General features: G+C 58.2%; 10 protein-coding genes. 3 read left to right on the forward strand and 7 right to left on the reverse strand.

Translation table 11 applies throughout. The features are described 5' to 3' along the window. The first annotated feature begins 286 nt into the window (after window positions 1-286). Complete coding sequence (locus A15D_RS14170) at window positions 287-1,888, forward strand: GMC family oxidoreductase (RefSeq protein WP_022984880.1); 1,602 nt, start codon at window positions 287-289, stop codon at window positions 1,886-1,888. Window positions 1,889-1,897: 9 nt separating this feature from the next. Here A15D_RS14170 and A15D_RS14175 read toward each other — a convergent pair whose 3' ends face one another. Next, on the reverse strand, window positions 1,898-2,533 hold the full coding sequence (locus A15D_RS14175) for a TetR/AcrR family transcriptional regulator (RefSeq protein WP_022984881.1): 636 nt from the start codon (window positions 2,531-2,533) through the stop codon (window positions 1,898-1,900). Window positions 2,534-2,598: 65 nt separating this feature from the next. Between A15D_RS14175 and A15D_RS14180 the strand changes: the two genes are divergently transcribed. Then, window positions 2,599-3,954, forward strand: a complete 1,356-nt coding sequence (locus A15D_RS14180) for a flavin monoamine oxidase family protein (protein WP_031226229.1) — start codon at window positions 2,599-2,601, stop codon at window positions 3,952-3,954. Window positions 3,955-4,123: 169 nt separating this feature from the next. On the opposite strand, the gene A15D_RS14185 is transcribed toward A15D_RS14180, so the two are convergent. The 3 genes from A15D_RS14185 to A15D_RS14195 all read right to left on the reverse strand — a co-directional run bounded on the left by A15D_RS14185 (window position 4,124) and on the right by A15D_RS14195 (window position 6,498). After that, the gene (locus A15D_RS14185; protein WP_102792467.1) at window positions 4,124-4,651 is read right to left on the reverse strand and encodes an outer membrane beta-barrel protein; all 528 of its coding nucleotides are present in this window, start codon (window positions 4,649-4,651) and stop codon (window positions 4,124-4,126) included. Window positions 4,652-4,858: 207 nt separating this feature from the next. Beyond that, window positions 4,859-5,911 carry an NAD(P)-dependent alcohol dehydrogenase gene (locus tag A15D_RS14190; protein ID WP_102792468.1) on the reverse strand — a complete coding sequence of 351 codons (1,053 nt, stop codon included), beginning with the start codon at window positions 5,909-5,911 and terminating at the stop codon, window positions 4,859-4,861. Window positions 5,912-6,126: 215 nt separating this feature from the next. Then, entirely contained in the window at window positions 6,127-6,498 is a 372-nt protein-coding gene (locus A15D_RS14195) for a hypothetical protein (protein WP_102792469.1), read from the reverse strand. A 155-nt stretch (window positions 6,499-6,653) separates the two neighbouring features. On the opposite strand from A15D_RS14195, the gene A15D_RS14200 reads away from it, so the two are divergent. Further along, window positions 6,654-8,471: a 7TM diverse intracellular signaling domain-containing protein gene (locus tag A15D_RS14200; protein WP_158245818.1), complete on the forward strand. Its 1,818-nt coding sequence runs from the start codon at window positions 6,654-6,656 to the stop codon at window positions 8,469-8,471. Between the two features lie 318 nt (window positions 8,472-8,789). Here A15D_RS14200 and A15D_RS14205 read toward each other — a convergent pair whose 3' ends face one another. The 3 genes from A15D_RS14205 to A15D_RS14215 form a co-directional block, all read right to left on the reverse strand. Beyond that, on the reverse strand, window positions 8,790-9,170 hold the full coding sequence (locus tag A15D_RS14205) for a phosphopantetheine adenylyltransferase (protein ID WP_102792471.1): 381 nt from the start codon (window positions 9,168-9,170) through the stop codon (window positions 8,790-8,792). Between the two features lie 70 nt (window positions 9,171-9,240). Further along, window positions 9,241-9,750 (reverse strand): demethoxyubiquinone hydroxylase family protein, encoded by a 510-nt coding sequence (locus tag A15D_RS14210; protein ID WP_102792472.1) that lies wholly within the window; start codon window positions 9,748-9,750, stop codon window positions 9,241-9,243. An 826-nt stretch (window positions 9,751-10,576) separates the two neighbouring features. Beyond that, entirely contained in the window at window positions 10,577-13,720 is a 3,144-nt protein-coding gene (locus A15D_RS14215; RefSeq protein ID WP_102792473.1) for an efflux RND transporter permease subunit, read from the reverse strand. Window positions 13,721-13,724 lie beyond the last annotated feature (4 nt).

A 13,724-nucleotide genomic window follows, 5' to 3' on the forward strand; every position in this document is an offset into this window, starting at 1 on the left:
GCATGCAAGGAGTTATTCAGAGGCTCCCTGGGTGGCTGGGTCGCCCATGCCCTCACCCACTGAGCCGGTCTGCCGTTGACCATCCCGTTCAGAGATCCGCACAGAGTGATACAAATTACAATTATCGTCTCAACCCGCGGGTGCTAACCTGACTTAACAGATTACCGGTCGACTCCCCGGCGCGACCCACCTAGGCTGATAACAGTCTGGGCGCGACCGCCAGGGCCCAAGAGGACAACCGCCTCAATAAACGCGACCCCCAATAACAAAGAACAGGGAAGCCCGCATGGACAACGAATTCGATTACCTCATCATCGGTGGCGGCTCAGCCGGGTGCGCCCTGGCCGGGCGACTGAGCGAAGACCCCGACACCCGCGTGTGCCTGCTGGAAGCCGGCGGCAAAGGGGACGGCCTGCTGGTCAACGTCCCCGCCGGGGCCGTGGCCATGCTGGCCAAGCCGGTGAACAACTGGCTGATGGAAACCGTGCCACAAAAAGGCCTGAACGGTCGCCAGGGTTTCCAGCCGCGCGGCAAATGCCTGGGCGGCTCCTCTGCCATCAATGCCATGGTCTATATTCGCGGTCACCGCGAGGACTACGACCAGTGGGCGGCACTGGGCAACAAGGGGTGGTCCTACCAGGATGTGCTGCCCTACTTCCGGCTCAGCGAAGGCAACGAACGCCTGCGCAATGATTACCACGGCAACGATGGCCCGCTCAGCGTCAGCGATATCCGCACGGACAGCCCGTTTCACGATTACTTTCTGAATGCCGCGCGCGAATGCGACATCCCCATCACCGATGACTTCAACGGGGAAGAACAGGAAGGCGCCGGGGTATTTCAGGTGACGCAGAAAAATGGCGAGCGCTGGAGCAGCGCCCGCGCCTACCTGTTCCCGCACCTGAATCGCCCCAACCTGCAAGTGGAAACCCTCGCCCAGGTGCAACGCATCATAGTGGAAGACAAACGCGCCGTCGGCGTGGAATTCAAGCAAGGTAACCAGACACGTACCTTCCGCGCCCGCAAGGAAGTCCTGCTCTCCGCCGGGGCATTCCAGTCACCACAACTGCTGATGCTGTCCGGCATCGGTGACGAAGCCGAGCTGAAACAACACGGCATCCCCGTGGTGCATCACCTGCCCGGCGTGGGCAAGAACCTGCAAGACCACCCGGACTTTATCTTCGGCTACACCACCGACAGCCCGGACACCTTTGGTTTTTCCCTTGGCGGCATCTGGCGGGCCCTCAAGGCCATGGCCACCTACCGCAAGACCCGGCGCGGATTGTGGACCTCCAACTTTGCCGAAGCCGGTGCCTTCCTGAAAACCCGCCCCGAACTCTCGGCACCAGATATCCAGCTGCACATGGTCACCGCCCTGGTGGACGACCACGGCCGCAAACTGCACTTCACCCAGGGGTATTCCTGCCATGTGTGCCTGCTGCGCCCGCGCAGCCGCGGCAGCGTCCAGCTGGCCAGCGCCAACCCCGATGACCTGCCACTGATCGACCCGGCGTTTCTGGAGAATCCACAAGATCTGGAAGACATGGTCGCCGGCTACAAGATCACCCGCGACCTCATGCACGCCCCGTCACTCAAACGCTGGATCAAAAAAGACATGTTCACCGAAAACGTGAACAGTGACGACGAGATTCGCGCCGTCATCCGACAACGCACCGACACCGTCTACCACCCGGTGGGCTCGTGCAAGATGGGGACCGATGAAGCCGCCGTGGTGGACCCGCAACTGCGCGTGCATGGCATCGATGGCCTGCGCGTCATCGACGCCTCGATCATGCCCACCCTGATCGGGGGCAACACCAATGCGCCGGTGATGATGATTGCCGAAAAGGCCGTCGATATGATTCGCGGGCAAGTGCGCGCCGGCTAGCCGGCGCCGCTACCGAAGCCCCGCCAGTAACGCACGAACGGTGGCCAACCGGATTACCTCCGGCTTCCCCCAGGGGAATTCGGGGATGGTAATCAGGTTCATGGCCACCCCCTGCATACCGCACAACAGCACACTCTGCATCTCATCCGCATCGCCCGCGCGCAACGCGCCGTGCGCCTGAGCGTCTTCAATGGCCTGGCGAAAAATCTGCAGCCCTTCCTGCACTCCCGAGCTGTCCACAAAGTAACTGTCGCCATCCGCTTGAGGGTGATCCTCAATCAGGAAAATGGCCCGGTAGTCATCCGGCCGCGACAGCCAGAAATCAATGTACAGCAGACACATGGTTTCCAAGCGGTCTTCCACCGGCGCCGTGGCGTAGCACTGATGCAACGCGTCGATCAGCGCCACAAAGATTTCATTCCAGATATGCAACAGCAGCTGACGCTTACCGGGGAACAATTGATACAACGCCGCGGGGGAACACTCTGCCCGCGCAGCAATCTTGCGCATGGACACACCGTGATAACCCTCCTCGGCAAACAAGGCACGGGCGGCGGCAATGATCCTTTGGCGGCTGTCCTGAGCCTGCTGGCTGGTGCGGGGCGGACGGCCACGGCGGGCCTTTTTGGTCTTGGTCGAGGTCATGGCTTGATTTTAATAAACGCGTTTATTAAATTATAAATCCAACACGGACAATGTGCGAGAACACCATGAACCATACCGATCTGGAGCAGGATGTCATCATCGTTGGCGCAGGCCTTGCCGGGCTCAAGGCTGCCCTTGAGCTACAGCAGGCAGGCAAACGCGTAAGGGTTCTGGAAGCACGCGACCGGGTCGGCGGGCGCTCAATGCCCGGTGAAATCGCTGGCCAGACCATCGATCTGGGCGGCCAGTGGGTGGGCCCGCAACAAACCGTGCTGCTGGAGCAGGCCAGCGCCCTCGGCGTCAAAACCCTGTCCCAATACACCGCCGGGGCCAGCATCCTTTCCCTGGATGACAACGTCAGCACCTTCACCTCGGACATCCCCAAACTTCCGTTCCTGTCGCTGATGGAGCTGGCCCTGCTGCAACGGCGCTGGAACAAGGAAATGCGCAGCCTGCCAGTCACAGCAGAGCCCTGGCTCGCCGCCAAAGCACGGCAATGGGACTCGCAAACCCTGGAAAGCTGGATACTCAAACATGTCCACACCCGCGGCGCTCGCGAATTCGCCCGCACCATCACCCGCGCGGTGCTCTGCGCCGAACCTCGCCAGGTCTCGTACCTGTGCTTTCTCGAATATCTGCGCCAAGGGGAAAGCCTTGAAAGCCTGATTGGTATAGAAGGAGGTGCACAGCAGGACAAATTTGCTGGCGGCGCCTGGCAAATCCCCCAACGCATGGCCGCGCAACTGGGCGACAGTGTGCAGCTTGATTCACCGGTGCACGCGGTGGAACAACACCACGACGGTGTCAGCGTCATCAGCAACGGCCACACCTACCGCGCCCGGCACCTGATCATGGCCATCCCACCGGTGCTCGCCGCCAAGATTCGCTATAACCAGCCACTCCCCGCCAAGCGCAACGCGCTACTGGAACGCATGCCCATGGGCTCGGTGATCAAGATCCATGTCGCCTACGAGCGCGCTTTCTGGCGCCTGCGTGGCCTCAATGGTGGTGTGGTCAGTAACAACCGGGTGTTCAATGTTGTGTTCGATCAGTCTCTGGATGATGACGGCATGGGCGTTCTGGTGGGCTTTATCGACGCCGACCATGCGATCGCGATGAGCGCCACCGATGAAGCCACCCGGCGCCAGCAGGTGATAAGCGATCTGGTTCACTACTTTGGGCCAGATGCCGCTCACCCCATCGCCTATGTAGAACAGGACTGGACTGCAGAACCCTGGAGCCGCGGCTGCTACGTGGCCCACACCGCCCCCGGGGTCATCACGTCCTTCGGTGATACCCTGCGCGAGCCCTGCGGACGAATTCACTGGGCCGGCACCGAAACCGCAACCCGGTGGTGCGGCTACCTGGATGGCGCTCTGCAATCCGGCATTCGCGCCGCGCAGGAAGTGCTGAACAGATAACGTGAGGCACCGCTTCCCTGTCATGCTGAGCCGCCGGGCGGATGTAACTTCATTGTCGCCTGCAGCCCTCATCCTGAAACGGCTCAGCACACACTTCAGGCATTACAATGCCGACGAATGGTCTCCATCATTCCTTTAACATGGCCCGCTCTCACACTCTTTCCCACACTTAGTTGAAAGGGTACTCCAGGCCCAGTGTGTAGGTTTCCACATCCACCTCATCCAGCGAATAGCGGTCCACACTGCCGCGGAACTTCAGTTTATCCAGCCCGTAGGTGAAACCTAGCCCCCAGAAACCGTCAGTGCCGTCGTCATCACTGCCGTGATCAAGATCTGCCTCCCAGCGCAAGGCGCCGGCGCGCAAAAACACATCTGTGCCGTTGGCCACATGGGCTTTACCCATTACCGCGGCTTCGATACCGGAAAGTTCGACCTCACTGTCATTGCCAAAACTTCCCAACCACACCCCGCCACCTTCCAGCCCCAACGAAAAGGTGTCATGGCGATCCAGCGGGAAGCTGACACCCACCAGCAATGAGAAACTGGCATCCGTGGTATCTACACCAGAAGGAATATCCCGAGCATCCAGATCTGACCAGCCCCCCTTCAACGTCCCGTAAACACTTTGCGAGGCAAACACGGCTGACGATAACGTCAGTGCACAAAACGCAACGCCGACAAACCATGGCTTTTTCATTCTTTTCTCCCTGAAAAAATTATCCTTCCATGAAAATACCACGGCAGAAAAGATCGCGAGAAGCCCACAACGAGGAACGGGGCACTCAGGCTCACCAGCGGCGAAACGATGCCGGCATTCATGGCTCCTGAGACGCTGCCTTGCCTGCGCTCTATCCTCTAAAAAATAACGGGGCCATGAAGGCCCCGTTTTTGTTACCTGACTGACTCAGTCCGCCACACTCAGGCTGGACATGTCCATCACATAGCGATGGGCGATATCCCCCTTCACCATCACGTCGTAGGCATCATTCACCTGATCCGGACGAATGATTTCACAGACCGGATGAATCCCATGTTCGGCACAAAAATCCAGCACCTCCTGGGTTTCCTGAATGCCACCAATCAGCGACCCGGCTACCCGGCGGCGGCCAAAGATCATCGGCGCCGATTCAAACTGATCCATGTCACCCACCTGGCCAACAATCACCAGAGTGCCATCCACATCCAGCAAGGGAACGTAGGGGTTCAGGTCATGCCGTACCGGCACGGTGTCGATGATCAGATCCAGTGAGGACTCAGCGGCCTCCATGGCGACCTCATCGGTGGACACCAGCACCCCGGTGGCGCCAAGACTTTGCGCTTCTTCTGCCTTGCGGGCAGAGCGGCTCAGCACAGTCACCTCGGCGCCCATGGCCACCGCCAGCTTCACCGCCATATGGCCAAGGCCACCCAGGCCAATCACCCCGACGCGGCTGCCCTTGCCCACCTTCCAGGTACGCAGCGGGGAAAAGGTGGTAATCCCGGCGCACAGAATCGGCGCCGCACGGGACAAGTCCAGGGCATCCGGCACCCGCAACACGAACTCTTCCCGCACCACGATATGCTTGGCATAACCGCCCTGGGTGATCTCGCCATCAATGCGGTCCGGCGAGCCATAAGTCGGGGTCATACCATGGCGGCAATACTGCTCTTCACCATGGTCACACTGATCACAGGCCTGGCAGCTGTCCACCATGCAGCCCACGCCCACGTTATCGCCCACCTGATAACGGGTGACCTGTGGGCCAACCTCAATCACCCGGCCAATGATTTCGTGGCCGGGCACCAACGGGTAATGCTGGTCGCCCCAGTCGCCGTTCACCGTATGCAAATCGGAATGGCAAATGCCGCTGAACAGAATTTCGATGGCCACATCATTGCCGCGCAAGGCACGCCGCTCAAAATGATAGGGCTGCATGTGGGCATCGGAGGAAAAAGCCGCGTAACCGACGGTTTTCATAGACTCTCCCGGGAATGGATTTCACTGGAAACACTAACGACGGCGCCGTGAACACCGCGCCAGAGAGAGCACCATGGTAAGGGAGCGATGACCCCGACCGGCCACCGGATACTGTCGATTTCTTGCCAGATTCTGCAGAATTCGGCGACATTCGTGGCCGATCAGGGAAAACAAAAAAGAACGGACACAGAGGGGAGGAGCAGCAGGCGGGAGGATTACAAGCCCAGATACGCCCCAATCAGAAACGCATCCCCCTGCCCTTCGCGCTGGCCGAAATAACTCACCGGCTCGAACTCGCCGTCCTCCACCGAGCCCACCTCGCAATCAACGCGGTATTGTTTGGCCAGGTCATTGAACAGCTGCACCGCCGGCTTGATCTGGGCCGCCTTCTTCACCGGCTGCTGGATCCCCAGACGCCAGTCTTCGCACTCCTCGCTGTCACACTCGTCGATCACCGTGACCTGGCTGTCAGGGTTCTCTTCCGCATATGCCTGCAATGCCGCCTGCACATCAGACCGGCAACGCTTGAGGGCCTTTTCCTGTTTTTCATCCAGGCCATCGCAGGCCACGAGAAGATAAAGGAGCATGGACAAACATCCGGTTGGGAAGGATGCGCTACTGTACCATAGCGCGAAGACAACGTTGTGACGGAAGCAAGGCCTCAATGGGTCATCATCACGCCACTGCAGCACCGGGATTCATGCTACATTTGCCGCAAACCGATCACCGCAGAACAACAAGAATGCGCGCTTTTCACGTTTTACTGGGCCTCTCGATTCTACTGCTGACCGGCCTGGCCTATGCCGACAGTCCCTATCACGCCATTACCCAGGGGCAAGTCGCCTATACAGAACACCCTACAGACCAGCCTCCCCTGAGCGGCTGGCAGGAAACCGGCTTGCCATTTTCCGGCTCCGCCCGGCAGACAACGGGCACCTTCTGGTTTCGCTTCCCCGTGGAGGCCCTCCCCGCCGACCAGCGCGACAGCCTTTATGTCGCCCATCATGTATTTGATATCACCGTATACCTTAACGGTCACCGGGTCGGCAGCACCGAACGGCTCGATGGTCTGGAATCCACGGGCTGGAACCATCCGTTTTATACGGCCATTCCCGCGCTCTTCTGGCAAGAGACCGGCAACCAGCTGCTGGTGCGCATACGCAGCGGCGAACCCAACGCGGTGCTATCGCCAGTCTTCCTGGGCGCGCAAACCGCTCTGCAAACCCACTACCAGCAAGCCGTCCGGCAGAAAATCCACATCGCCGAATGGAGCATGATTACCTGTCTGATCATGGGTAGTCTTACCCTTTTCATCTGGTTGCTACGCCGCAAGGACCGGCTCTATTTGTATTTCTCACTGCTCTGCTTCAGCTGGTCGGTGGTCATGTTCTATCTGGCCATACCGTTTGCCCCCTTCGACCACGGCAGCTGGCTTCGCTTCGCCTTTTACTGTGTCGATTTATCCGGCTTCTTCCTGTTCATGTTTCTCTACGAGTTGATGAAGCTGGAGCGGCCACGACTCAAATTCACCGCCATCATTGCAGTACTACTCTCAGCGGTGCTGCTGTTCAGCATGCCAATGCACCTGCACTCACTGGTGATCACCCTGGTCCATGGCATGCATCTGGGGCTGGTGGTCTACCTGCTCGTTATTGGCACACGCATGGCCATTCGTAAACGTAGTCGCGAACTGCTGGTGTTGATCCCCGGATTTCTGATTATTGCGGCTCTGGTCCTGCACGATATCTACGCCTTCCAGGTCGCTGCCCGGCAACCGGGCGGGCTGCCGGAAGGCACCTACATGCAATACGGATTCGCCGTATTGCTGATACTCATGTTTATCCACCTGGTACGTACCTTCGTGCGCGCACTCAACAGCAGCGAAACCCTCAACAGCCAACTGGAAAAACGGGTGGCGGAAGTGTCCGCCTCGCTGGAGCAAAGCTACGCAGAAAATCACGCCCTCGCACTGCACAATCATGCCCAGCAAGAACGCCAGAAAGTCTACCGGGACCTGCACGATGACGTGGGCGCAAAGCTGCTCTCTATCCTGCACTCGCGCGCGGAAGACGAAAAATCCCTGCTGGCCCGGGAAGCGCTGTCTTCCCTGCGGGAAACCGTCAACCAAAGTACCCGCGACGTGATCCCTCTGAACGAGCTGGTGAGCAACACGCTCAGCGAAACAGAAAACCGCCTGGCTCACGCACGCATTCCGTTTGAGGCCACCGTTAGCGGCAACACCCCCGACCTGCCCGCCGACCCCAAGAAGGCCTACCACCTGAGCCGCATCCTTCGCGAACTAACCTCCAACATCATCAAGCATGCCAACCAGGGGCCAGTCCGTTTGCACTGCGAGGCAAGCCACCACACCCTGGCTCTGACACTGCAGGATAATGGCCCCGGCTTGCCGAAAACCGGCGACTCACCGGGAATGGGACTCACCAATATCCGATTTCGGGCCACGGAAATCGGCGCTACGGTGGAATGGGAAAACCGATCGGAAGGAGGGTGTCAGTGTCGACTGGAGATACCCGTCAAGGCGATATCACTGTCACTTTAAGCGCACGACGCAAAGCCTGAGTCACGTGTTCCTCGAGTCAGCGACCCGAGATAGCCATACCATCATGGTCAGTCTTGGGAAGCACTGCCAGCGGCAATCAACGCCGCCTGATACCAGCCCTTGTCCAACCGAATCCTGCGAATCACCCCGCCCTTCCTTATGACTCTGACGCAGGATCACTATTTCATAACAGCACAAGGGACAACACGACAGGATGGCGGCAGCGGGGCCTACAGGGAATGATTCAAGTAGACATTAGGGGCCGTTCCGGCCTTTTGCCATCCAAGGCACGGGGCAAGACTTGGCTCTCGTGCTCCGTTAAATTTGATTGCGGCTGACGGCATGGATTATCGCTGCAACAACAAGCCCGGCGGTAGCGATAATGTCTGCGATGACGACCTTGCGAATAGCGTCATTGTAGCCGCCCACCGACCATGCAATAGCGATGAAAGACACGACACTGATAACGCCCGCGACAATGGAGATTGATTGCAGCGAGGGTTGAAACGCAGCATAGATCAATAATAAACCGAGAAGCCCAAACAGGATGGCCCGGTGACGCATCAGGATTTCGAGGTTGGGCTCCCCTAGAGAAACACCATACAAAGCAGCAAGACGCTTCACGCCCAGCACTCCCGAAACGGGCAGGAGATGAATGATGCCGACAAGCACCAGCAGACCAGTGACTACTTTTTCCATGTTTGCATGCTCTCCCTGGATTTAACGCCGCGCTCTGCCGCTTGTCGGCAGCAGCGCCTTGTTACACGATCTACAGCTTGGTCGAAAGCCAAATAGCAAACTTCGTTGACCACTGAACAAGCCAGAAAATTGGCTTATAGACAATAGAATCGCTACCATTTGTCTCCCCCATCTCTTGATGCTCTTCTTCGTCTTGTTTGATGCTCAAAACAGCAGCATACGCTTCAGCATCATGAAGCTCCAAGAACGCCAATTGCCAATGCAAATGATGAAGCACCGTTGTTTCTATTGAGTTTGTACAAATCCAGATAGCATTACGCCCTAGAATGGCAGTAATAATACCTAACACCCAACCCCCTAATGCCCAGACAGTTAGTCCGTAGCAGTGGCGAATCTCCCGTTCCTTAAGAAGCCGATTGAACGTAGCGTAATGCTCTCGCTCATGGCTGAGCATCTCTTCAAGTGCCTTCACCAAATCTTTATACAGAAGCCGGGATACAAGCAATTGAGCGCTATAGATTCCTATGGCACCTCTTTCGCCTGCATGATCAACTCTGATAATCCGTTCAACTTCTTTCATGTGGTCAGCTTGAAGAGAGACTCATGTAACGCCCAGCACAGCCGCCGAAGGTCGGCTTGCAGGCCCTTGTTATGCGCCTCCCTCAATCTCGCGAAGGCGCTTTTTTATTAAACCAAACTTATCGTCATATCCCTTCCTTCGGTATGACGAAGCACCCTCAACTGCAGAAAGCCAGCATTGAAGAAAATAACGCTCATCCTCGCTTGATATGTGTCCGGCATACCAATCCGAGCTAAACTTTTTCTCCAATTCCCGTGCATTTAGCCAATGGTCTTTGCACTCTTGGCATAAAGATGGAAGCCAGCCAGGAAATCTCCCTTTCTCTTCAAAGCATTATTTTTGATCCCTGGGCGTAAAAACGAATGAAATCTCGCACCTAAAACACTTGCAACGAATCCCTTCGTAGTACTTAGCGCCATCATCGTAATGGCCACTATATGTGGGCTTTTTCCACTTTGCTCTTGTTATAGGAACCAACTCAACCAATTGATTTGCCCTGCCTTCTAGTCGCATAACAGTTTATTCAATTGCAGATGCGATATAACACTTTTCTGTATATCCCCGATCAGCACTAACCCAAAAATCACATCAACCCGTATACCAATCAGTGGCTTACCCCACAGGAAAGAATCATTCCCAACCGACTTTTATTGCACTTGCGTGTTGAACGGAAATTTTTACTCAGACTTTTCTTGCACCCACTTTTCCAAAAAACCACTTTAACTCAGCAGCTTACAAATTTATGCAATCCATATCCTACAAATTCAACTTGCGCGCGGGTGAAAAAAGGAAGTTACCCCCGGCCAGGAAGGCCGGGGGTAGAGGCTTATCGCTGCAATTCCGCCGCCTTCTCTTTCGAAAACACCGCATAAAGACTCGGCAATACCAACAACGTCAGTGCCGTAGCCGACACCAACCCGCCCACAATCACCACCGCCAGCGGTCGCTGCACCTCACTGCCCACCCCCGTAGCCAGCAACATGGGAATCAACCCCAGCATGGAGGTCAGCGCGGTCATCAAAACAGGCCTCAAACGCGACACAGCACCTTCAAAGATAGCGGTGTCCAGGGTTTCGCCATCTCGCAGACGGTGGTTGATGGCCTCCACCATCACGACCCCATTGAGCACCGCCACCCCGAACAGGGTGATAAAGCCCACGGAGCTGGGCACAGACAGGTACTGGCCGCTGAGGGCTAATGCGAGGATGCCGCCGATCAGCGCCAACGGCACATTCACCAGAATCAGCGCGGCCTGAGCGACGGAGCCGAAGGCGAAGTAGAGCAGCAGGGCAATGAGGCCGACCGCGACAGGGACCACCATGGCCAGGCGTTGCTGGGCGCGCTGCTGGTTTTCGTATTGGCCGCCGATGTCCACGCTGTAGCCGGGGGGGAGGTCCACTTCCTTGGCGATGGCTTGCTGGATGTCGGCGACCACCGAGCCCATGTCTCGCCCGGCCACGTTGGCCTGGATGACCACACGGCGTTGCACGTCGTCGCGGCTGATTTGCGGTGGGCCGGACACCAGATCGACATCTGCCACATCCATGAGCCGCACCCAGGCACCGTCGGCGGCTTTCAGGCGCAGGTTGCGGATGGCCTCCGCGTTGTTGCGGGCGTTTTGTTCCAGACGCACGTAGATGTCGTAGCGTTCGTTGCCGTTGATCACCTGCCCGGCGCTGCCGCCGCCAAGGCCGTTGCTGACCAGATCCATGACTTGATTGACGCTCAGGCCGTAACGGCTGAGAGCGTTGCGGTCCGGGGTGACCACCAGTTGGGCTTCACCGGCGATCTGTTCCAGTTGCACGTCGGTAGCGCCGTCGACGGCTTTCACGGCCTGGGTGATGGCTTCGCCTTTTTCCTGCAGCACGTCGAGATCCGGACCGAACAGTTTGATGGCCAGTTGCGCTTTGACGCCGGAGAGCAGTTCGTCCACGCGCATGGCGATGGGCTGGGAAAAGTTGAACAGCAGGCCGGGGTGCACTTCCAGCCGCTGCTGAATTTTTTCCTGCAGTGCTTGCCGAGAACTGGCGCTTTCCCATTCGCTGACTGGCTTGAGGCCGATATAGATTTCCACGTTGCTTACCGGCTCCGGGTCACCGCCGATTTCCGCACGCCCTACACGGCTGAGTGCGTAGGTGACTTCCGGGAAGGTCAGGATTTCCTTTTCCAGTTTTTGCCCCACATTCAAGGCGGTGTCGAGACTGGAGGACGGCGCCAGGGTGACACGCAGGGCCAGGGTGCCCTCTTCCAGTACCGGCACGAACTCGGTGCCGATAAAGGGAGTGGTGGCCAGCGCCAACGCAAACAAGCCAACCGCACCGCCGACGACGACCTTGCGTGCCTGCATCGCTTTCGCCAGCAGGATTCGATAACGGGTTTCCAGCCATTGCATCAGTTTGTTTGGCTTTTCTTCCACGCCGTCACGAAACAGAAACCCGGCCAGTGCCGGCACCACGATCAGCGCCACCAGCACGGCAGCGGCCATGGCCAGCATGATGCTGATGGCCATGGGCACAAACATTTTGGCTTCCACCCCTTCGAACGCGAACAGGGGCAGGAACACCACCAGAATAATGCTGGCTGCGAAGAACACCGGGCGCGCCACTTCCTGGGCGGCATCTTTGACGCGCAAGGCCATACCACCACGAGCATCATCGCTGCCCGCCCCCTGGCTGAGATGTTTGACGACGTTCTCCACCATCACCACGGAGCCATCCACCAGCATGCCGATGGCCACGGCCAGGCCGCCCAGCGACATCAGGTTGGCGGACATGCCCAGGCTAGCCATGACCAGCAAGGCCAGCCCGATAGACAAGGGAATGGACAACAACACCAGCGCCGTGGCGCGAAGGTTCATCAGAAACAGGGCCAATACGATGACGATAAACACGAACGCCAGCAGCAAGGCGGTGACCACGGTGCTGACCGCTTTTTCCACCAGGTCCGCCTGGTCGTAGAACACCTGAAATTCCACACCGTCAGGCAGTGCCTGCTGAATGCGCGCTTCACGGGCCTTGATGCCATCGATGGTGGCCTTGGTGTTGGCGCCCATGCGCTTGAGCACGATGCCCGCCACCACTTCGCCCAAGGCTTCCGGTTCGCCGTTGGCGTCGCGGCGGGTCATGGTGAGCGCGCCCTGACGGATCTCGCCGCCGAATTCCACCTTGGCCACATCGCTTACGCGCACCTGGGTGCCGTCCACTTCGCGCAGCGGAATGGCGGCGATGTCTTGCAGACCCTGCTCACCACTGCCCACCCAGCCCATGCCACGAATCACCAACTGCTCGGCGCCACGATCCAGATACCAGCCACCCGCGTTGCGGTTGTTGGCGGCGATGGCCTCCATGACGTGTTGCAGGGTCAGGTCGTAGGCAAGCAACCGGGTGGGATTCACGTTGACCTGATACTGGCGCACTTCGCCGCCGTAGCTGAGCACATCGGTAACCCCACCCACGGGCATAAGCAGCAGCTTCACGACCCAGTCGTTAAGGCTGCGCAATTGCATGGCGTCGATATTGGCGCCCGGCTTGGCGGTGAGCAGGTATTGATAGACCTGACCCAGCCCGGAGGTGTTCGGGCCCATCTCCGGGGTGCCGACGCCGTCGGGAATATCTTCCCGCGCCGCTTGCAGGCGTTCGAACACCAATTGCCGGGCGAAGTAGATGTCGGTGCCGTCTTCGAACACCACGGTGACGATGGACAAACCGGTCTTGGAAATGGAACGCACCTCGGCCACCTGGGGCAGCGCATACATCACCGCCTCGATGGGGTAGGTGATCAACTGCTCCACTTCTTCGGCAGCCAGCCCTTCCGCTTCGGTGTTCACCTGCACCTGCACATTGGTGACATCCGGGAAGGCATCCAGTTTCAGGTTGGGCAATTGCCAGCCGATCACGCCGACGGTGATGACCAGTAACAGCAACACAATGAGGCGGTTGTTCACCGCCCAATCGACAAGTCGATTAAACATGACG

Origin of the sequence: Alcanivorax sp. MD8A, from assembly GCF_002888555.1 — a bacterium.
Classification (GTDB): Bacteria; Pseudomonadota; Gammaproteobacteria; order Pseudomonadales; family Alcanivoracaceae; genus Alcanivorax.

What these genes read in the sequence shown, in the direction of transcription:
- A15D_RS14170 (WP_022984880.1), top strand. Translation starts at nt 287, where the DNA reads ATGGACAACGAATTCGATTACCTCATCATCGGTGGCGGCTCAGCCGGG.
- A15D_RS14175 (WP_022984881.1), bottom strand. Translation starts at nt 2,533, where the DNA reads ATGACCTCGACCAAGACCAAAAAGGCCCGCCGTGGCCGTCCGCCCCGC.
- A15D_RS14180 (WP_031226229.1), top strand. Translation starts at nt 2,599, where the DNA reads ATGAACCATACCGATCTGGAGCAGGATGTCATCATCGTTGGCGCAGGC.
- A15D_RS14185 (WP_102792467.1), bottom strand. Translation starts at nt 4,651, where the DNA reads ATGAAAAAGCCATGGTTTGTCGGCGTTGCGTTTTGTGCACTGACGTTA.
- A15D_RS14190 (WP_102792468.1), bottom strand. Translation starts at nt 5,911, where the DNA reads ATGAAAACCGTCGGTTACGCGGCTTTTTCCTCCGATGCCCACATGCAG.
- A15D_RS14195 (WP_102792469.1), bottom strand. Translation starts at nt 6,498, where the DNA reads ATGCTCCTTTATCTTCTCGTGGCCTGCGATGGCCTGGATGAAAAACAG.
- A15D_RS14200 (WP_158245818.1), top strand. Translation starts at nt 6,654, where the DNA reads ATGCGCGCTTTTCACGTTTTACTGGGCCTCTCGATTCTACTGCTGACC.
- A15D_RS14205 (WP_102792471.1), bottom strand. Translation starts at nt 9,170, where the DNA reads ATGGAAAAAGTAGTCACTGGTCTGCTGGTGCTTGTCGGCATCATTCAT.
- A15D_RS14210 (WP_102792472.1), bottom strand. Translation starts at nt 9,750, where the DNA reads ATGAAAGAAGTTGAACGGATTATCAGAGTTGATCATGCAGGCGAAAGA.
- A15D_RS14215 (WP_102792473.1), bottom strand. Translation starts at nt 13,720, where the DNA reads ATGTTTAATCGACTTGTCGATTGGGCGGTGAACAACCGCCTCATTGTG.